This is a genomic window from Streptomyces sp. NPDC006624 (genome assembly GCF_040611555.1).
In the GTDB taxonomy this organism is placed as follows: domain Bacteria; phylum Actinomycetota; class Actinomycetes; order Streptomycetales; family Streptomycetaceae; genus Streptomyces.
On the sequence record NZ_JBEXOM010000001.1, the window covers coordinates 128,438 to 147,774 of the forward strand.

Here is a 19,337-nt window from a genome sequence, read left to right on the forward strand (position 1 = left end):
CCGGTAGATTCGGAGCCTCCGGACGATCAAGTCTGAAACTTGTTCTAGATTAGCGTCCCGGCGTAATCTCGCGGGACAGTGCAGGGAGAAGGGGGCCCAGGGTGACCGCTGAGGCCAGTCAGGCCGGGGCTCCGGAGGACCCCGCATCCGACGGCTTGCGACCGCTCCACATCGCGCTCCTCACCTATAAAGGGAACCCGTTCTGCGGTGGCCAGGGCGTCTACGTCCGGCACCTCTCCCGTGAACTGGCCCGCCTCGGCCACCGGGTCGAGGTCATCGGCGCCCAGCCCTATCCCGTCCTCGACGAGGGCCACGACGCACTGAGCCTCACCCGGCTGCCCAGCCTCGACCTGTACCGCCAGCCCGACCCCTTCCGCACGCCCGGGCGTGACGAGTACCGCGACTGGATCGACGCGCTGGAAGTCGCGACGATGTGGACGGGCGGCTTCCCCGAACCCCTGACGTTCTCGCTGCGCGCCCGCCGCCATCTGCGCGCCCGCCGCGGCGAGTTCGACGTCGTGCACGACAACCAGACCCTGGGCTACGGCCTGCTGGGCGACGTCGGCGCGCCCCTGGTGACCACCATCCACCACCCCATCACCGTCGACCGGCAGTTGGAGCTGGACGCGGCGGAGGGGTGGCAGCGGCGGTACTCGGTCCGGCGGTGGTACGCCTTCACCCGCATGCAGAAGCGCGTCGCGCGGCGACTGCCGTCCGTGCTCACCGTCTCCGGCACCTCCCGCCAGGAGATCGTCGACCACCTCGGTGTCCGGCAGGACCGGATCCACGTGGTCCACATCGGCGCCGACACCGACCTGTTCTCGCCGGACCCCTCGGTGCCGGTGGTGCCGGGCCGGATCGTGACGACGTCCAGCGCGGACGTGCCGCTCAAGGGCCTGGTCCATCTGGTCGAGGCGCTGGCGAAGGTGCGCACCGAGCATCCCGGGGCCCATCTGGTCGTCGTCGGCAAGCGCCCCGCCGAGGGCCCGGTCGCCAAGGCGATGGAGCGCTACGGTCTCGAAGGCGCCGTCGAGTTCGTCAAGGGCATCTCCGACGCCGAGCTCGTCGACCTGGTCCGCTCGGCGCAGGTCGCCTGCGTGCCGTCCCTCTACGAGGGCTTCTCGCTGCCGGCCGCCGAGGCCATGGCGACGGGGACGCCCCTGCTCGCCACGACCGGCGGCGCCATTCCCGAGGTCGCCGGACGCGACGGCGAGACGTGCCTGGCCGTACCGCCCGGCGACGCGGGGGCGCTGGCCGCCGGGCTGGGCCGGCTGCTCGGCGACGCGGACCTGCGCACCCGCCTCGGCGCGGCCGGCCGCGAGCGGGTGCTGCGGCACTTCACGTGGGCCAGGGCCGCGCAGGGCACGGTCGCCCGCTACCGCGAGGCCATCGCCCGGACCGGGGGCGACACGCCCCGCGTGACGCCGGCCGGCCACCGCCCCACCACCACGAACGGACTGTCCGGCCGCACCTCGGCGGCCACGGCGACCGCGGCCGCCACGACCGCCACGGCGACCGCGAACGCCACGGCGACCGCGGCCGCCACGACCGTCACGGGCAGTGCGGGCCCCGCGGCCCCCGCCGATGCCGTCCCGGCGGCCGCCGCAGCCCCCGCAGATGCAGAAAGCGTCAACTCCGAAAGCAGGGCCACGTGCTGACCGTCGACTTCTCCCGGTTCCCGCTCGCCCCGGGCGACCGTGTCCTGGACCTCGGCTGCGGTGCCGGACGGCACGCCTTCGAGTGCTACCGGCGCGGCGCGCAGGTCGTGGCGCTGGACCGGAACGCCGAGGAGATCCGCGAGGTCGCCCAGTGGTTCGCGGCGATGAAGGAGGCCGGCGAGGCGCCGCAGGGCGCCACCGCCACCGCCATGGAGGGCGACGCCCTCGCCCTGCCCTTCCCCGACGAGTCCTTCGACGTCGTCATCATCTCCGAGGTGATGGAGCACATCCCGGACGACAAGGGCGTCCTCGCGGAGATGGTGCGGGTGCTGAAGCCGGGCGGCCGGATCGCCGTCACCGTCCCGCGCTACGGCCCCGAGAAGGTCTGCTGGGCCCTGTCCGACGCCTACCACGAGGTCGAGGGCGGCCACATCCGCATCTACAAGGCGGACGAACTGCTGCGCAGGATGCGCGAGGCCGGCCTGAAACCGTACGGCACGCACCACGCGCACGCGCTGCACTCCCCGTACTGGTGGCTGAAGTGCGCGTTCGGCGTCGACAACGACAAGGCCCTGCCGGTGCGCGCGTACCACAAGCTGCTCGTCTGGGACATCATGAAGAAGCCCCTGGCCACCCGGGTCGCCGAGCAGGCGCTGAACCCGCTCATCGGGAAGAGCTTCGTGGCCTACGCGACCAAGCCGCACCTGCCGCGTCCGGCCGGCACCGGGGCGGACGCCCGGTGACGACTCCCCGGACGGAACACCTGGTCCTGCCCGGGGTCCTCACCGCCGCGCAGGCCGCCGCGACCGTCGCCGGCATCCTCGGCGTCCAGCGCGAGGACGGCGCGATCCCCTGGTTCCGGGGACACCACCTGGACCCGTGGGACCACGTCGAGGCGGCCATGGCCCTGGACGCGGCCGGTGAACACGAGGCCGCCGAGCGGGCCTACCTGTGGCTGGCCCGCCACCAGAACGAGGACGGCTCCTGGTACGCCGCCTACGCCGACGGCAACGCCACCGACGTCACCGACCGCGGCCGGGAGACCAACTTCGTCGCCTACATAGCCGTCGGCGTCTGGCACCACTACCTCTCCACCGGTGACGACACGTTCCTGGAGCGGATGTGGCCGGCGGTGTACGCGGCGGTGGAGTTCGTGCTCCGCCTGCAGCAGCCGGGCGGCGAGATCGGCTGGCGCCGCGACGACGACGGCACCGGGACGGCCGACGCCCTGCTGACGGGCTCCTCCTCCATCCACCACGCCCTGCGGTGCGCCCTGGCCATCGCCGAGCAGCGCGAAGAGGCCCAGCCGGACTGGGAGTTGGCGGCGGGCGCGCTGCGGCACGCGATACGGCACCACCCGGAGCGGTTCCTGGACAAGAACCGGTACTCGATGGACTGGTACTACCCCGTGCTGGGCGGGGCGCTGACCGGTGCGCAGGCCAAGGCCCGCATCGAGGAGCACTGGGACCGGTTCGTCGTCCCCGGACTCGGCGTGCGCTGCGTGGTCCCCAACCCGTGGGTGACCGGCGGGGAGTCCGCCGAACTGGCCCTCGCGCTGTGGGCGGTGGGGGAGTCGGACCGCGCGCTGGAGATCCTGCAGTCCATCCAGCACCTGCGCGACCCGGAGAGCGGGCTGTACTGGACGGGCTACGTCTTCGACGACGACGCCGTCTGGCCGCGCGAGCTGACCACCTGGACGGCCGGGTCGCTGCTGCTGGCCGTGGCCGCGCTGGGCGGACACGAGGCGACCTGCGCGGTGTTCGGCGGGGAGCGGCTGCCCAGCGGGCTGGAGACCGACTGCTGCGCATGAGCGACGAGGTTCCCGCCGTACGGCTCGGCGCGCTCGCCCCGCTGACCCGGCCCGGCTGGGCCGAGGCGGGCAGGCACCTGCTCGCCGGACTCGAACTGGCCGCCGCCGACGTCAACGACAGCGGCGGGATCGGCGGCCGGCCGCTCGACCTGGTGGTCAGGGACACGGCCGCCGACCCGCAGCGGGCGGTGGCGGCCGTGGACGAACTGGCGGACCTCGGTGTGGCCGCCCTGGCCGGGGAGTACCACAGCGTCGTCGCCCGCGCCGCGGCCGCCAGGGCCGACGCGCGCGGTGTGCCGTTCCTGTGTTCCTCGGCGGTGCTCGACGCGCTCACCGAGGAGCCGACCGACTGGGTCGCGCGCCTGAGCCCGCCGCAGTCCCGGGGCTGGCGCGCCTACGCCGACTTCCTCCTCGACGCGGGCCACCGCCGGATCGCCGTGGCCGCCGAGCCGAGCGTGTACTGGGCCTCGGGCACCCGCATCCTGCGGGACCGTCTCGCGTCCCGCGGCGGCGGCGTGACCGAGCTCGACGCGCGCGCCCTCGCCCCGGAGGCGGTGTGCGACGCACTCGCCGGCCACCGTGCCACGGCCCTCCTGCTGCTGACCGGCTTCCCGGAGCCGGCCGTGCCGATCGTCGCGTCGGTCCGCCGGGACGCGCGCCTCACGGACGTCCTGATCGGAGCACCCGCCGGACAGCCGGAGTTCGCCGCCTGGGCGGAGCCGCTGGGCGAGGCGGGGGCGGCGGTGCCGTTCCTGCGCTATCTGCCCGGACGCCTCGGCCCGCTCGGCGAGCGTGTGGGAACGGCCCTGCGCACGCGACTTGGGGCCGCGCCCTCCTTCGTCGCGTACGAGGGCTACGACGCCGTCACGGTCCTCGCCGGCATGCTGCGCGCGCACGGCACGGACCGGGCCCGCCTCGCCGCGGCCTGGGCGGGCGTCGCCGTCGAGGGCACCCGCGGCGAGATCCGGTTCTCCCGCCCGCCCGGCGGCCGTGTGTGGCAGTGGGCCGGAGCGCCGGTCCAGGTCGTGGACCGGGACCCGGCGGCACCCGGCCGCTTCCGCGTCCGGCACACCGCCTGAGCCCTTGCGCGGACCGCGGGCGGACGGCCGTCAGTGACGCTGGACGCGGTTCGCGATCGCGTGGCCGATGAACAGATAGACCACCGCCGCGAGTCCGTAGCCGCAGACCACGCGGGCCCACGCCTCGTCGAACGTGAACAGGTCGTGGGACCAGCCCGCGAGCCAGCGCGCCGCGTCATGGATGAACTGCACGAACGAGTTGCCGCGGTTGGCGTCCAGCAGGTACATCAGGATCCACAGACCCAGGATGAATGCCATGATGTCGGCTACGACCGCCACGACCCTGCCGGCGCCCGCACCACTGCGATATCTAGGGGACATACTCAGCGGATTGCCGCCGAACCCCGGATGAAACCCGGCCCGGTGCACCCCGTCCGCCGCCCCGTGCCGTGCGCTTCCCCCTCCGTTCAACCGACGTTCCCCTGAAGGGCGTTCGGGGTACATCGGCATCATCGACGATCCTGGCCCGGCCACACGGGGGGAACGCAGGTGTCACGGGGGGAGCAGACAGGTGCCCGCGAACAGACCCGCTGCCGAAGAACCACGCTCGGCCGAAGAACCACGGTTACACGTCGCCAGACCCCCGCGCCGGCGTCTGCGCAGAGCGCTGGCGTCGGCGCTGCCCGTCCCGCTGATCGGGCTGGCCCTGCTCGTGGCCTCCGGGAACCTGCTGCTGCCGCTGCGGCAGGTCGTCACCATCGAGGCCAAGATGGCCTCCAAGAGGGACTTCTTCCAGGACCCGGTGGTCGAGCGGCTGCTGATGAAGCACGGCTTCCGCGTGCACATCACCAACATGGGCTCACGTGAGATCGCCCAACAGGACTACGAGGGGTACGACGTCGTCTTCCCCTCCGGCCAGCCCGCCGCCGACCTGATCAGCCGCGAGCGCGCCCGGGCGAACCGCCCGGTGCTGCTGTACCGCCCCTTCGTCAGCCCCATCGTGCTGGCCACCTACCGGGACTACGCCGAGGTGCTCACCGCGGAAGGCGCCGCCGAACGCCTCCCCGGCCCCGGCGGACGGCCGATGTACTACACCCTGGACATGCGGAAGTTCCTCGATCTGGCCCGCGGCAGGCGCAACGGCGTCCAGCGCGACCCCGGCGACGGCTACCGCTGGGACGAGATCGACCGCCACGACCGCGTCCGCAACGGCAACAAGATCCTCGCCCAGACCTCGGACATCTGCGAGGCCAACTCGGCCGGCACCTACCTCGGACTGGTGGCCTTCGTGGAGCACGGGAACGACGCGCCCGACAGCGCGGCCGAGGCCGAGCGGCTCGCCCTGAGGATCAAGCCGCTTCTCGTCGAACAGGGCCTGCCGTCCTCGGAACGGGCGGAGACCTACCTGTCGCCCGACGGGCAGAGCATCGCCCCCGTCTCGGTGATCTACGAGCACCAGTTCCTCGCCCACCAGATCGGCCACGAGGCCGCCAAGGGCGTGACCGACGACGAGCGCGTCCTGCTCTACCCGTCCACCCGCTTCGTCACCGAACCCCAGCTCGTCGCGCTCACCGGCGACGGCGCCCGGCTCGGCGAACTGGTCAGCGAGGACCCCGAACTCCAGCGCCGCGCCATGGAGCTGGGCTTCCGGGTCCGCAACGCCGGCAGCGGCGCGAACGGCGACGAGTTCAGCCGCTTCCTCACCGAGCGGCGGATCCCGGTGCCCACCACCTCCTCCGACCACACCCGGGCCGTCCTGCCCAGCCTGCCCCTGCTGGAGAGGATGATCGAGATCGTCGGCGACTGTCCCGACCGGACGGGCGGCCCGTGAGGCGCGGCCCGGGCCTGCTGGCGCTCTGCCTGGCGCTCGTCGCCGCCCTCCTCACCGCCTGCTCGGGCGACGGCGGTGACGACACGGTCCGGCTGCGCGTGCTCGCCGCCCCCGACCTCGCCGAACTGGGCCCGCTGCTGGACGAGTTGAAGCAAGAGACCGGCGTCGAGCTGCGCCTGGAGGACCGCGCGGACGCCGAGACGAGGCCACCGGACCGCGACACCTACGACCTCGCGTGGCTGTCCTCCGACCGCTATCTGCGGCTCACCGACAAGAACGCCACCCGGGGTCTGCAGCGCACCTCCACCATGACGTCCCCCGTCGTCATCGGCCTGCGGCCCGACGTGGCGCGACGGCTGCGCGCCCAGGTGCCCGGCTCCCGGCTCACCTGGGCCGACATCGCGGACGCCGCCGCCACCGGCACCGTCCGCTTCGGCATGGCCGACCCCCGCAACGCCGGCAGCGGGCTCGCCGCCCTCGTCGGCGTCGCCACCGCCGCGGCCGGCACCGGGGCCGCGCTGCGCCCCGGGGACGTCTCCTGCGACCGGCTGCGCGGCTTCCGCTCCGGCCAGACCCTCACCGCCGCCACCGGACCCGCCCTGGTCGACGCCTACGCCGACCACCAGGACGAGGCCAACGCCCTCATCACCTACGAGTCCGACCTGCTCGCCCTCAACGCCACCGGCCGCCTGGACGAGCCCCTGGAGGTCGTCCGCCCCCAGGACGGCACGGTCCTGGCGGACTTCCCGCTGCTCCTGCTCAACCCGGCCCGCCGCGCCGCGTACGACAAGGTCACGCAGTGGCTGCGGCGCGACGCGGTGCAGCGGCAGATCATGCGGCACACGCTGCGCCGCCCCGTGAACACGACGGTCACCCGGGAGCCGCGGCTGCGCGAACCGGTCGGCAACGCCCTCTTCCACCCCGACCGGCGGGCCGTCGTCGACACCCTGCTGGCGGACTACGGCGACCCCGGCCGCCGCACCACGAGCGAGGTGGTCTTCCTGCTCGACTTCTCCGGCTCGATGCGCGGCGCCCGGATGGCCGCCCTGCGCGAGGCGTTCGCCGGACTCAGCGGCGCGGACGCCTCCGCCTCGGGCAAGTTCACCCGCTTCCACCGGGGCGAGCGGCTGACCGTCGTCCGGTTCGGCGGCCGGGTGCTGGGGGAGAGGACCGTCACCGTCACCGGGCCGAAGGACCTGACGGCCCTCACCGCCACCGTCGCCCGGGGCGGCTACGGCGACGCCACCGCCGTGTGGTCCGCCCTCGACCACGGCTACCGCGCCGCCGCCCGCGCACTGGCCGCCGACCCCCACCGCTCGGTCTCCCTCGTCCTGATGACGGACGGCGAGAACAACGCGGGCCTGTCCTACGAGGAGTTCGTACGCCGCCACCGGGCGCTGCCCGCCGCCGTCCGGGCCGTCCCGACCTACCCCGTCCACTTCGGCGAGGCCGACGCCGGCGAGCTGCGCCGCGCGGCGGCCCACACGGGCGGACGGATGGTGCGTGCCGCCGGCTCCTCCCTTTCCGAGGCTTTCAAGGAGATCCGTGGCTGTCACTGACGCACTGTGGTGGAGCCTTTGGTGGCCGTGGATGACGGTCTGGCTGGTGACCGCCGCCGGCCTGGTGGTGCTCGCCGTGGTCCTGGTACGCCATGCCCGCGAGCGCCGACGGCACCTGCGGCGCTGGCAGTCGGCGTACAGCATCTGCCTGTATCTGGACGAGCAGGCGGTGATGGACCTGTACGAGCTCGGCAACTACCGGTCCGCGCTGGAGGAGGCCGTCGAGCTGCGGACGAAGGTCGACACGAGCGTCGGCTTCTGGAGCCGGGTGCTGACGTGGCTGTTCCGGTTCCGGCTGAAGCGGGACGTCAGCCAGGAGACGTTCCGCAAGTTCGTGCGCAAGGACAAGCCGATCAATGTGATCGGCGTGGTCATGGAGGCCTTCGACCGGGCCGACGCCATCGTCCACGCCGACCTGACCACACTGACGGTCGTCCCCAACCGGCACCTGGCCGGCAACCTCGCGGACGCCCGCGCGGTGACCCTGAGCCGCATCGGCGAATTCGTGTCGGTCAAGGGGGTGTTCACCCGCGTGCCCGACGTGACGGAGGGCTTCGTGCTGCGGGCCGAGTACGGCTCCGGACAGCCCCCCGTGTCCATGCGCGTCGTGGCCGCCGGGGACGCGCGCCGCTCGATCCCGGCCGGCACCTTCACGGCCCGCTGCCTGGGCAAGATGACCGGCTGGCGCGAGGACACCCGCGAGGTGACGCTGGAGGCCATCGCGATCTTCTGGTGACCGCCGCCACCGAACACGGGACCTGACGGTGCGTCAGGTCATGGAGGTGGCGACTGCACGGCGACGGCCCCCCGCCCGGAAGGGCGAGGGGCCGTGCGAGACGGGGGCGGGCTCAGCCGCGCTGGATGCCCGAGGTGTCCTGCAGGACGCCGCGACGACCGTCCTGGGTCTGGGCGACCAGGGCCGCGCCGCGCTGCTCCACGGCCAGGTACCAGGTGCCCGGCGCGAGTTCGGCGATCGGCGTCGGCGAACCGTCCTCGGGGAACAGCGGCCGCGGCACCGGCACCGCGAACCAGAACGGGGAGAAGTCCCCGGCCGGCGGCTGCGGAGCCTGGGCCTGCTGGGGCTGCGCCTGGGGCTGGCCGCCGTAGGGCTGCCCCGGCTGCGGCTGGCCGTAGCCGCCCGGCTGCTGCGCGCCCGGGTAGCCGTAACCGCCCTGCGGCTGGGCCCCGTAGGGCTGGGGAGCGGCGGGGCGGGGGGCCGGGACGAGGGCGCCCTTGAGGGCGGGGACCAGGGGGGTGGCGATGGCGGCGGCGGCCATCAGCAGCGTGGCGACGAGGGCGAGGATCATGCCGATACCCGGGCTCGGGGCGCCGTCGCTCGCGTTGTCGCCGATGTTGTCGAAGCCCCCGGGCACGTCGAAGATGTTGCCGAGCGCGCTCCACGCGGCGAACACCGTGAACGCGGCGCCGAACTGGGCGAGTTCGATCCCCGCGATCTTCGGTGCCTGCGCCAGCCCGCGGCCGACGACGACGAGCGCGGCACCGATGATCCCGGCCAGCACGACGCTGAACACGACCGGGCCGCTGCCCCACAGCATGGGGAGGTCGACGCTGTCGGGGACATTGTCGAACGAGTAGAGGTCGAGGAACGACGCGATGAACAGCAACACCGCTGCTCCGATCACCACGCCGTCGCCTCGAGTGAGGGAGCGGATATTCACTTCAGGTCCTTCGTAGGTCGTCTCGTCGTCGGTAGAGGCGTCGCTGTCACCATGCCGCCGTCCGGCCCCTGTGAAGCGCGGGGGTGACCCCTCATCGTAGGAGGACCCTATCGTCCGCCCGGTCGGGGCGTCCCTCGGGACCGGTCCTGCGGGAGCTACCCGCGCAGGAAACTCACGATTCCCTCAGAGATCCCTTGCGCCGCCTTCTGCCGCCAGCCGCCGCTGGTCAGCAGCGCCGCGTCCTTGCTATCGCGCATGTTGCCGCACTCGATGAACACCTTGGGAACCGTTGACAGATTGAGACCGCCCAGGTCCTTCCGCGTGACGAGACCGCCGCCGTCGCCCACGTAGTTCGAGGGCGCGCTGCCGGTGACCGCCACGAAGCGGCCCGCGACGCGCTCGCCGAGGTCGCGGGAGGGGGCGACGATCTCCCGGGTGTCCGCGGCGCCCGCCCGGACCGCGCCGGGCAGGATGACGTGGAAGCCGCGGTTGCCGGCCCCCGAGCCGTCCGCGTGGATCGAGACCACCGCGTCGGCCTTCGCCTCGTTGCCGATCCGGGCCCGCTCGTCCACGCACGGCCCGTACGGCCGGTCGTCGTCCTGCGTCAGCTTCACCGTGGCGCCCTGCTCCTCGAGGAGTGTGCGCATCCGGCGCGCCACGTCCAGGGTGAACTTCGCCTCGGTGTAACCGTCGTTGGTGGTCGTGCCCGTGGTGTCGCACTCCTTGCGGTTCGTCCCGATGTCCACCGTGCGGTTGATCTCGGACGTGTGCCGGAAGTTGCCCGGGTTGTGGCCCGGGTCGATCACGACGACCTTGCCCTTGAGCGGACCGGAGGCGGCGGGCGCGGAGGACGCGGGGGTTTCCGTGGGCCCTTCGGGGGCGCTCGGCTCCTTGGCGTCGTCGGAGGGCGCGCTCGACGCGGCGGGCGGCGACGACCCCGCACCCGCCCGCCCCGAGTCCCCGCCACCCCCGGAACCCCCGACCGTCTCGTACACCAGCCAGCCGAGCAGCGCTCCCGGCACGAGCGCGGCGAGCGCCACGGTCAGGGGGCCGCGACGGGAGCGGCGGGGCTGTGAGGGCTCGAATTCGGGGCCTGCGTACGACACGTCTGCCACCCTAGCGGCCGCGCGCCGGGCGCAGCGGGCCGAGGACGGTCCGACGGGTGACGCTCATCCGGCGTCGCCGCCGTCCTCGCCGTCCTCCCCGTGCCGCACCGCCTCCTTCACCCGTGCCTCGATCTCCTGGCGCGGGGTGTCCTCCTGCCTCGCGTACGCCGTCACCGCCGCCTGGACGTCGCGGGCCAGGTCGCGCCAGGCGCGCCAGGCCGTTTCCCAGGTGGCGGTCTGCTGGTCGCTCCACTTGGTCTGGGTCGGCGGACCGTACGCGTCCTGCAGGTGCCGCACGCGGGCGTACGCCTCGTCCGCGGCGCGCTGCTTCTCCACGAGCTCTGCGAAGGTGTGTGCCACGCGCCCGGATCCTTGGGCAGCGGCGCTCCCGCACCGACTCGCCACGCCGCCCGTGGGCCGACCGGGCGCGGGTGCGGGGGCCGCAGTTCACCCGCCCAGCCGTTCCCTCAGACGCCCGGGCCGGTGCGGCGCAGCACCCGCAGCGAGTCCGTCGCCGAGACCTCGGTGAAGGCGCCGGAGGCCAGGGCCCGGAGGTAGACGCGGTAGGGGGCCTGCCCGGTGAACTCGTCCTGCGGGTCGGGGAAGACGTCGTGGATGAGGAGCAGCCCGCCCTCGGCGACGTGCGGGGCCCAGCCCTCGTAGTCGGCGGTGGCGTGCTCGTCGGTGTGGCCGCCGTCGATGAAGACGAGGCCGAGCGGGGTGCGCCAGAACGCGGCGATCTGCGGGGACCGGCCGACCAGGGCCACGACGTGGTCCTCCAGGCCCGCCCGGTGCAGGGTGCGGCGGAAGGCGGGCAGCGTGTCCATCAGGCCGATCTCGGGGTCGACCGTCTCCGGGTCGTGGTACTCCCAGCCCGGCTGCTGCTCCTCGCTGCCGCGGTGGTGGTCGACGGTGAGCGCGCTGACCCCGGCCCCGCGGGCCGCGTCGGCGAGCAGGATCGTGGACCGGCCGCAGTAGGTGCCGACCTCCAGCAGCGGCAGCCCCAGCCGCCCGGCCTCGACGGCCGCCGCGTACAGCGCCAGCCCCTCGCCGGCCGGCATGAACCCCTTGGCCGCCTCGAACGCGGCCAGGATCTCGGGCTTCGGGGCCGCGGGCATGGGGTTCCTCTCGGTCGTACGACGGGCAGGGCGCGCCGGGGTGGCCGGGGGCTCGCCCGCGGAGTCGTCGACCCATCGTGCCGCACCCCCCGCCGCCGTGCGACAGGGGGTACCGGTGCGCGGGGAGTCAGGCCGGGACGGTCTCGCCCGGCAGGGACAGGTCCAGGCCGACCGGCCGGTCGTCGCCCGCGTGGGTCGCGGCCGAGGCGAGCGGGCCGTGACCGCGGGCCCGGGCGGCGACGACGTAGGCGCCGGGGGCGGGGACGGCGAGCGCGTAGCCGCCGTCCTCGGCGGAGAGGGTCGCGCCGGCCTGCCGTCCCCGGTGGTCGATCAGGGTGACCTGGGCGCGGGCGACCGGGGCGCCGTCCGCGTCCAGCACCCGGCCGCTGAAGCCGCGCAGCACCGCCTCGGCGTGCTCCAGGTTGGCGTCCTCCTCGCTGCCGGCCCGCAGCTGCGGCTTGCCCGAGGGGCGGCCGCCCGGCAGGAACAGGGCCAGCACGAGGCCCACGGCCACCGCGGCCGTCGCGATCAGGAAGGAGACGCGGAAGCCGTGCATGGTCGGCACGGCGACGCCTCCGACGTGGTCGGCGGTGTCGGCCAGCACCATGCCGATCACCGCGCTGGAGACCGACGTGCCGATGGAGCGCATCAGGGTGTTGAGACCGTTCGCCGCGCCGGTCTCGGAGGCCGGGACCGCGCCGACGATCAGCGCGGGCAGCGAGGAGTAGGCCAGGCCGATGCCCGCGCCGAGCAGCACGGAGATGACCAGGCTCTGCCAGGCCGCGCTCATCAGGCCGAGGCCGGCGCCGTAGCCGATCGCGATGATCAGCAGGCCGAGGATCAGGGTGACCTTGGGGCCGTACCGCGCGGACAGCCGGGCGTAGACGGGCGCCGTGACCATCATCGTCAGGCCGAGCGGCGCGACCAGCAGGCCCGCGACGACCATCGACTGGCCGAGGCCGTAGCCGGTCGACTCCGGCAGCTGGAGCAGTTGCGGCAGGACCAGGGAGACGACGTAGAAGGAGACGCCGACCATGATCGAGGCGAGGTTGGTGAAGAGGACGGCGGGGCGGGCCGTGGTGCGCAGGTCGACCAGCGGCGCCTTCACCCGCAGTTCCATCACGCCCCACAGCGCGAGCACCACCGCCGACGCCCCGAACAGGCCGAGCGTGGTGCCCGAGGCCCAGCCCCAGTCGCTGCCCTTGGTGATGGGCAGCAGGAACAGCACGAGACCGGCGGACAGGCCAAGGGCGCCCGGCAGGTCGAAGGAGCCCTCGGCGCGCACCGAAGACTCCGGCACGGCCAGGAGGGTCAGGACGATGGCGAGCACGCCGAGGCCGGCGGCGCCGTAGTACAGGCTGTGCCAGTCGCTGTGCTGGGCGACCAGGGCGGCGGCGGGCAGGGCGAGGCCGCCGCCGACGCCTATGGAGGAACTCATCAGGGCCATCGCCGAGCCGAGCCTCTCCCGGGGCAGCATGTCGCGCATCAGGCCGATGCCGAGCGGGATGGCGCCCATCGCGAAGCCCTGGAGCGTCCGGCCGGCGATCATCAGGAGCAGGTCGCTGGTGAGCGCGCTGACCAGTGCGCCGGCCACCATCACCGCCAGGCTCACGATCAGCATGCGGCGCTTGCCGTGGAGGTCGCCGAGGCGGCCCATGATCGGGGTGGCCACCGCACCCGAGAGCAGGGTCGAGGTCAGCACCCAGGTGGCGTTGCCGGGGGTGGTGTCCAGCAGTTGCGGCAGATCCTTGATCACCGGGACCAGCAGGGTCTGCATCACCGCGACAACGATGCCCGCGAAGGCCAGCACCGGGACCACCGTCCCGCTCGCTCGGCCGGCGGGACGTTCTGTCGTCGTCTGCGTCATAGAGAGGGGCCTCCAGGCCGGGGGGCTTCAGACTTACGTGACCTGTGAACCTTGTTCGTCCAGGCAACTATTCCGTTGCTTCGGCACGCTAACGAAAATGTGACCTTTCCCTGGGGAGACCGAGGGCGGGAGACGGGGGGGAGTCCTAGGACTCGGGGCCGAGGACCTGCCCGGCGAAATCCCGATGCAAGGGGCGTGAGCGGGTTGAGAGCATGACGCCCATGCTCGAATCCGCCGGCACCGCAGCCCCCCGCAGGTCCCGCACCCGCCCTCGCGGGGCGCCGCCGCTGTGGCTCGTGGTGGCGCTGACCTGCGCCGGGCAGTTCCTCGTCGTGCTGGACGTGTCCGTCGTCAACGTCGCGCTGCCGTCGATGCGCACCGGGCTCGGACTCGGCGAGCAGGGCCTGCAGTGGGTGGTGAACGCCTACGCCATCGCCTTCGCCGGGTTCATGCTCCTCGGCGGGCGGGCCGGGGACCTCTACGGCCGCAAGCGGATGTTCCTGCTCGGGCTCGGCCTGTTCACCCTCGCCTCCCTGGCCGGCGGACTGGCGCAGACGGAGTGGCAGCTGCTCCTCGCGCGGGCCGTGCAGGGACTGGGCGCGGCGGTGCTGGCGCCCTCGACGCTGACCATCCTCATGGCGTCGGTGCCGGAGGGAGCCGCCCGGGCCCGGGCGATAGGGACCTGGACGGCGGTCGGCGCCGGGGGCGGCGCCGCCGGAGGGCTGGTCGGCGGCCTGCTGATCGAGGCGCTGTCCTGGCGGTGGGTGCTGCTCATCAACGTGCCCGTGGGCGCGGTGGCGCTGGTCGCGGCCGCCTGGTTCCTCACCGAGAGCCGGGCCGGGGACGGGCGGCGCCTCGACCTGCCCGGCGCGCTCCTGGTGACGGCCGGGCTGGCCACCCTCGCCTACGGCATCTCCCGGACGGAGGCCGAGGGCTGGACCGCGCCGGCCACCCTGCTGCCGCTGCTGGCCGGGCTGGTCCTGCTCGGGGCGTTCCTGGCGGTCGAGGCCCGCACCCCGAGCCCGCTGATGCCGCTCGGGCTGCTGCGGCTGCGCGCGGTCTCCTCCGCGAACGTCTCCATGTTCCTGTGCGGCTCGGCCATGTTCTGCATGTGGTTCTTCATGACCCTCTACGCGCAGAACGTCCTCGGCTACACCCCGCTGGAGGCCGGGCTCGCGCTGGTCCCCAGCTCCCTGGCCGTCATCCTCGGCTCCAAGCTCGCGCCCCGGCTGATGCGGACCGCCGAGCCGCGCACGGTGGCGGTGCTCGGGACCCTCGTCGCGGTGGCCGGTTTCGCCTGGCAGTCGGAGATGACCCCCGACGGCTCCTACGCCACGGCGATCCTCCTGCCCGGCGTGCTGATGATGCTCGGCGCGGGCCTGGCCGCGACCCCGCTCGCGTCACTGGCCACGTCCGGCGCCGCGCCGGGGGAGGCGGGGCTGGTGTCGGGGCTCGTCAACACCTCCCGCACGATGGGCGGTTCGCTGGGCCTGGCCGTCATGTCGACCCTGGCGGCGGCCCGGTCGGCCGGCGCCGCGACGCCGCAGGCGCTGACGGAGGGATACGCGCTGGCGTTCCGCGTCGGGGCCGGGGTGCTGGCGGCCGGTGTGGTGCTGATGTGGGTGTGGCTGCCCCGAGTGGGCGGGGAGCGGGGGGAGGGCTGAACGGGGGCCGGGCGCGCTGTCCCGGGGCAGGTGGCGACGGCGTGGAAAAAGCAGGGGCGGCGTCGCGCGGGACGGGGCTCTGAGTGGCCCTGGCGGGGGTGCCGCCGCTGTTGCCGGCCGGGGACGGAGTGGTCCGCCGACGGGGTGCCCCCGGGGCGCGCGACGGGCCGTCAGCCGCCGTCCGCCCCCACCGCTGAAACTGCCCTGACCTGGCCTTTCACCGCTTCCCCGCCTACCGTTGGCGGCTGCGGAAGGGGGACCCGGATGGACCGGACCATACGTACCGTCGACGACGTGCTCGCCCTGCTCGACGGGCTGTTCGCGCCCGAGGCCGACCGGTGGACGGGACGGGGTGCCGACTGGTGGGACGGCTTCTACGCCGACCGTTCCCGGCCGGTGCCGTTCTTCGTGGCGAAGCCGGACGAGAGCCTGGCGGCCGCCGTGGAACGGCTGCTGCCCGGCGGGGGCAGGGCGCTCGACCTCGGGTGCGGCCCCGGGCGCAACGCGCTGTACCTGGCCGCGCGGGGCTTCGAGGTCGACGCGGTCGACCTGTCCGCAGCAGCCGTGGACTGGGCCGGGGAGCGCGCCCGGGAGGCGGGCGCGCAGGGCGTACGGTTCCACTGCGGGGACGCGTTCGCGCTCGCCGGCACCGAACTCCCCGGCCCCTACGACCTCGTGTACGACTCCGGCTGCTTCCACCACCTGCCCCCGCACCGCCGGATCAGCTATCTGGCCCTGCTGGACACCGTCCTGGCCCCCGGGGGCCTGTTCGGCCTCACCTGTTTCGCCGCCGGGCCCGGAGGCATGGGGTCGGAGCTGTCCGACACGGACTTCTACCGCGAGGGGGCGGGGCTGCGCGGCGGACTGGCGTACACGCCCGGGGCGTTGCGGGGGATCTTCGCCGGTCTGACCGAGGTCGAACTGCGGCGGATGCGGGACGAGCCGGAGGAGTCCGGGTACTTCGGGGAGCCGTTCCTGTGGACGGCGTGGTTCCGGCGGGAGGCCCCGGACGCGGACCCCGCCCCGGCGGCGGGGCGCGCGTAGCGCCTCTCCGGCGCTCGGCGCGGCGGGGCGAGTCCCGGCACGGGGCCGTACCGGCACGGGGCCGTACCGGCACGGGGCCGTACCGGCACGGGAAGCCGGGGCGACGGGGCGAGGGGAAGCTGGGGGCGACGGGGCGCCGGGGCGAGGGGAAAGCCGGGGCGCCGGGGCGACGGGGGACGGGGGACGGGGCGACGGTCCCGGCGCCTGCGGGCGGGGGCGTGCCCGGCCTTGGCGGGGGGCGTGCGCTCACAGGGTGGGCGAGCCCGCTCACGACGGAGGCGAGCCTGCGCATGGTGCGGGGCGAGCCTCGCCTACGGCGTGGGCCCGCTCACGGCGGGGGCGAGCCTGCGCATGGTGCGGGGCGAGCCCCCCCCGTACGACGCTGGGCCCGCTCGCGACACCGGCGAACCCCGCCCCCGTCTCGCGTCAGCGGCTTCCGTCCCGTCCGGGCGACGACCTCGATGGCTCCTGCGGTCACCCGCCCGGCGCGGGGCGGGGATCGTCCAGCAGCGAGGTCAGGGTCCGCAGGAACGACGCCGCCGAGTGGTCGGCGTGGTCGCGGATGCGGCGCGCGACCGCGTCGGCGCCGCCGCCCTCCAGCAGCCGCACCAGCCGGTCGAGGTCGCTCGCGGAGCCCTGCCGGGTGGACAGGTAGAAGTCGGTCGCGTCGTACGCCATGTGGAAGACGTGCTTCTTCACATCGCTCAGCGTCAGGTAGTCGTCGTGCGTCTTGGGCGTCGGCTCGGGCGCCCCGACACACACCGCCGGGGTGCCAGCGCCCCACGCGTTGACGGCCAGGTGGTAGGTGTCCGTGATGACCAGCCGGTAGCGCGGGAGCACCCCGATCAGGTCGCCGAGGGTGTGGTCGCCCGGGCGGGCCGCGATGTGGCTCACCGGCCCGGGCACCTCCCGGTCGAACCAGGGCAGCCACTCCAGCGGGGCGCCCAGACGGTCGGACAGCTCCTGGCAGGTGCCGGGCAGCCACGCGGGGACCGGCGTGCGGGCCCCGAGGAACACCCCGATCGCACCGCCCTGCGGCACCGACCGGGACCACGGGGTGGTCGGCAGGTGCTGTCCGAGTTCGCCGGGGCGGGACAGCAGCGCCGCGTCCGAGCCGAAGTGGTCGGTCGTGCGGTCCCCGCGCAGGTGCGCGAGCTTCGCCGCCGACAGCGGGTCGCGCACCCACATCCGGTGGCTGCGGCGCACCAGGCGGGTGAAGAGGGGACCGTACTCCTTGTCCTCGTAGTCGGACTGCGTGTTGTGCAGGATGGTCCCGCCGTAGCTGAGGGTCCGCGCGAGGAGTTCGTCCGGCTGGTCCGCGAAGAGCAGGGTCCGGTTCAGCAGTGCCCGGGCGGCGTCGCGGTCCGCGGCGATGCCGAAGTCCGTCAGGCGGTTCGTCGCGTCCTGCGCCAGATAGTGCCGGGTGTGCAGGAAGTCGCCCCAGAACACGACCGCGTCGTGGTCGCGCAGCGAGTCGAGGTGCTCGGCCAGGGGGAGGAAGGAGAACGGCAGTTCCGTACCGCGCGCGCAGTCCCGCAGGGGCACGGTGTCCGGCGTGTGCAGCGTGTACCAGGTGGCGTCGAACGCGCCGCCCGCCCGCCGCCGCAGGGACTCGAACGCCAAGTCGACGGTCAGCATGCCGGTGTTGCGGTACCCGATGTTCGGCGCGGTGATGACGGCGACGCGTGCCATGTGCTCCAGTTCCCCTAGTTCCCCTAGGCGTTACCGACGCCGCCGGCGTGTGCCGCGGCCCCTCGCTCAACGTACACGCCGGAGGGGACCGGACGGCCTCCCGCCCCCGGCGGCGCGGCTCCTGCCCGGAAGCGAACCGGCTTACGACGGCCCCGAGTTCGGTCCCCTCGGCTGCTCAGCTGCTCACGGCGTCTCCGCCTCCGCCGCCCGCCCGGTGGGCACGGACGCGACCTCGGCGGGCGCCGGAGGAGGGAAAGGTTCCCAAGGTGCCGGGGCCTCGGCTATACAGAGGCCGCGGGACTGGAACGCGTTCCAGTTCGGTGCCAGGCGGCCTCGGTGCCTCGGTGTGGCCTACGGTGCGGACGGCCGTGCCGAGGTCCTCCACGGCGATGCCGAGCCCTTCCTCCGGTGATCAGGAGCCCCATGCCCATCGACGCAGCCAAGGCGCTCGCCGCCCCGCCCCGGACCGGCGAGATCACCTGGGGCCACAAGGACGTGCAGCTCTACCACCTCGGCATCGGCGCCGGCGTCCCCGCCACCGACCCCGGGGAACTGCGCTACACCCTGGAGTCCCGGCTGAAGGTCCTGCCCAGCTTCGCCACCGTCGCGGGCGGCGGCAAGCCCGGCGTGACCGGCGGGCTGTCCATGCCCGGCGTCGAGGTCGACCTCGCCCGCGTCCTGCACGGCGGCCAGAGCCTCGTCCTGCACCGGCACCTCCCGGTGGCCGGCACCGCCACCGCCACCCGCCGCGTCGCCGCCGTGTACGACAAGGGCACGGCGGCCGTCCTCGTGCTGCGCACCGAAGTCGCCGACGCGGACGGCCCGTTGTGGACGGACGACGCCCGGATCTTCGTCCGCGGCGAGGGCGGCTGGGGCGGCGACAGAGGCCCTTCGGTCCGGCCGGCGCCCCCGGTCGGTGCACCCGCCCGGACCGTCGAACGGACGACCCGCGAGGACCAGGCCCTCCTCTACCGCCTCTCCGGCGACGGGAACCCGCTGCACGCCGACCCCGAGTTCGCCAGGGCCGCCGGGTTCGAACGGCCCATCCTGCACGGACTGTGCACCTACGGCGTCACCCTCAAGGCGGTCGTCGACACCCTGCTCGACGGGGACGTGACGCGGGTGCGCTCGTACACCACCCGGTTCGCCGGGGTCGTGTACCCGGGGGAGACGCTGCGGATCCGCATGTGGCCGGGCCGCGACTCCGTGCGGGTCGCCGTGAGCGCCGTGGAGCGGGGCGACGCACCCGTGCTCGCCGACACCGTCGTCCGGCACGCGTGAGCCGCCGGG

Annotated in this window: 17 protein-coding genes; 10 read left to right on the forward strand and 7 right to left on the reverse strand. The window is 74.1% G+C overall.

Going from position 1 to position 19,337, the window contains the following annotated elements; translation table 11 throughout:
• The first annotated feature begins 101 nt into the window (after window positions 1–101).
• Genes ABZY20_RS00610 through ABZY20_RS00625 form a run of 4 tightly spaced genes read left to right on the forward strand, consistent with a single transcriptional unit; the run spans window position 102 to window position 4,547 of the window.
• Window positions 102–1,658: a glycosyltransferase family 4 protein gene (locus ABZY20_RS00610; protein WP_356434517.1), complete on the forward strand. Its 1,557-nt coding sequence runs from the start codon at window positions 102–104 to the stop codon at window positions 1,656–1,658.
• Window positions 1,652–2,401, forward strand: a complete 750-nt coding sequence (locus tag ABZY20_RS00615) for a class I SAM-dependent methyltransferase (protein WP_356434520.1) — start codon at window positions 1,652–1,654, stop codon at window positions 2,399–2,401. The genes ABZY20_RS00610 and ABZY20_RS00615 overlap by 7 nt, the downstream gene beginning before the upstream one ends.
• A complete protein-coding gene (locus ABZY20_RS00620) occupies window positions 2,398–3,468 on the forward strand; it encodes a prenyltransferase/squalene oxidase repeat-containing protein (RefSeq protein ID WP_356434523.1) in 1,071 nt (356 codons plus the stop codon). The genes ABZY20_RS00615 and ABZY20_RS00620 overlap by 4 nt, the downstream gene beginning before the upstream one ends.
• Entirely contained in the window at window positions 3,465–4,547 is a 1,083-nt protein-coding gene (locus ABZY20_RS00625) for an ABC transporter substrate-binding protein (protein WP_356434526.1), read from the forward strand. Before ABZY20_RS00620 ends, ABZY20_RS00625 begins: the two co-directional genes overlap by 4 nt.
• Before the next feature lie 30 nt (window positions 4,548–4,577).
• Here the strand turns inward: ABZY20_RS00625 and ABZY20_RS00630 are convergent, their stop codons facing one another.
• The gene (locus ABZY20_RS00630; RefSeq protein WP_356434529.1) at window positions 4,578–4,868 is read right to left on the reverse strand and encodes a hypothetical protein; all 291 of its coding nucleotides are present in this window, start codon (window positions 4,866–4,868) and stop codon (window positions 4,578–4,580) included.
• 331 nt (window positions 4,869–5,199) lie between these two features.
• On the opposite strand from ABZY20_RS00630, the gene ABZY20_RS00635 reads away from it, so the two are divergent.
• The 3 genes from ABZY20_RS00635 to ABZY20_RS00645 are packed head-to-tail and all read left to right on the forward strand — an operon-like array spanning window position 5,200 to window position 8,613.
• A complete protein-coding gene (locus tag ABZY20_RS00635; RefSeq protein WP_356434532.1) occupies window positions 5,200–6,318 on the forward strand; it encodes a hypothetical protein in 1,119 nt (372 codons plus the stop codon).
• Window positions 6,315–7,877 carry a VWA domain-containing protein gene (locus tag ABZY20_RS00640; protein WP_356434535.1) on the forward strand — a complete coding sequence of 521 codons (1,563 nt, stop codon included), beginning with the start codon at window positions 6,315–6,317 and terminating at the stop codon, window positions 7,875–7,877. Before ABZY20_RS00635 ends, ABZY20_RS00640 begins: the two co-directional genes overlap by 4 nt.
• Window positions 7,864–8,613: a hypothetical protein gene (locus ABZY20_RS00645; RefSeq protein ID WP_356434537.1), complete on the forward strand. Its 750-nt coding sequence runs from the start codon at window positions 7,864–7,866 to the stop codon at window positions 8,611–8,613. Before ABZY20_RS00640 ends, ABZY20_RS00645 begins: the two co-directional genes overlap by 14 nt.
• 112 nt (window positions 8,614–8,725) lie before the next feature.
• On the opposite strand, the gene ABZY20_RS00650 is transcribed toward ABZY20_RS00645, so the two are convergent.
• The 5 genes from ABZY20_RS00650 to ABZY20_RS00670 all read right to left on the reverse strand — a co-directional run bounded on the left by ABZY20_RS00650 (window position 8,726) and on the right by ABZY20_RS00670 (window position 13,647).
• A complete protein-coding gene (locus ABZY20_RS00650; protein ID WP_356434540.1) occupies window positions 8,726–9,556 on the reverse strand; it encodes a hypothetical protein in 831 nt (276 codons plus the stop codon).
• 155 nt (window positions 9,557–9,711) lie between these two features.
• Window positions 9,712–10,662 (reverse strand): N-acetylmuramoyl-L-alanine amidase, encoded by a 951-nt coding sequence (locus ABZY20_RS00655; protein ID WP_356434543.1) that lies wholly within the window; start codon window positions 10,660–10,662, stop codon window positions 9,712–9,714.
• Window positions 10,663–10,725: 63 nt separating this feature from the next.
• Window positions 10,726–11,022, reverse strand: a complete 297-nt coding sequence (locus ABZY20_RS00660; protein WP_356434546.1) for a hypothetical protein — start codon at window positions 11,020–11,022, stop codon at window positions 10,726–10,728.
• Between the two features lie 107 nt (window positions 11,023–11,129).
• Complete coding sequence (locus tag ABZY20_RS00665; protein WP_356434549.1) at window positions 11,130–11,780, reverse strand: class I SAM-dependent methyltransferase; 651 nt, start codon at window positions 11,778–11,780, stop codon at window positions 11,130–11,132.
• A gap of 127 nt (window positions 11,781–11,907) precedes the next feature.
• A complete protein-coding gene (locus ABZY20_RS00670) occupies window positions 11,908–13,647 on the reverse strand; it encodes an MFS transporter (protein WP_356434552.1) in 1,740 nt (579 codons plus the stop codon).
• Between the two features lie 212 nt (window positions 13,648–13,859).
• Here ABZY20_RS00670 and ABZY20_RS00675 point away from each other — a divergent pair, with 212 nt between their 5' ends.
• Window positions 13,860–15,311 carry an MFS transporter gene (locus ABZY20_RS00675; RefSeq protein ID WP_356434554.1) on the forward strand — a complete coding sequence of 484 codons (1,452 nt, stop codon included), beginning with the start codon at window positions 13,860–13,862 and terminating at the stop codon, window positions 15,309–15,311.
• A 264-nt stretch (window positions 15,312–15,575) separates the two neighbouring features.
• Entirely contained in the window at window positions 15,576–16,355 is a 780-nt protein-coding gene (locus ABZY20_RS00680) for a class I SAM-dependent methyltransferase (RefSeq protein WP_356434557.1), read from the forward strand.
• 474 nt (window positions 16,356–16,829) lie between these two features.
• Here the strand turns inward: ABZY20_RS00680 and ABZY20_RS00685 are convergent, their stop codons facing one another.
• Window positions 16,830–18,047, reverse strand: coding sequence for a hypothetical protein (locus ABZY20_RS00685; protein WP_356434560.1), 1,218 nt, complete (start codon window positions 18,045–18,047; stop codon window positions 16,830–16,832).
• Between the two features lie 423 nt (window positions 18,048–18,470).
• Between ABZY20_RS00685 and ABZY20_RS00690 the strand changes: the two genes are divergently transcribed.
• Window positions 18,471–19,328: a MaoC/PaaZ C-terminal domain-containing protein gene (locus tag ABZY20_RS00690; protein ID WP_356434563.1), complete on the forward strand. Its 858-nt coding sequence runs from the start codon at window positions 18,471–18,473 to the stop codon at window positions 19,326–19,328.
• The last annotated feature ends 9 nt before the right edge of the window (window positions 19,329–19,337 follow it).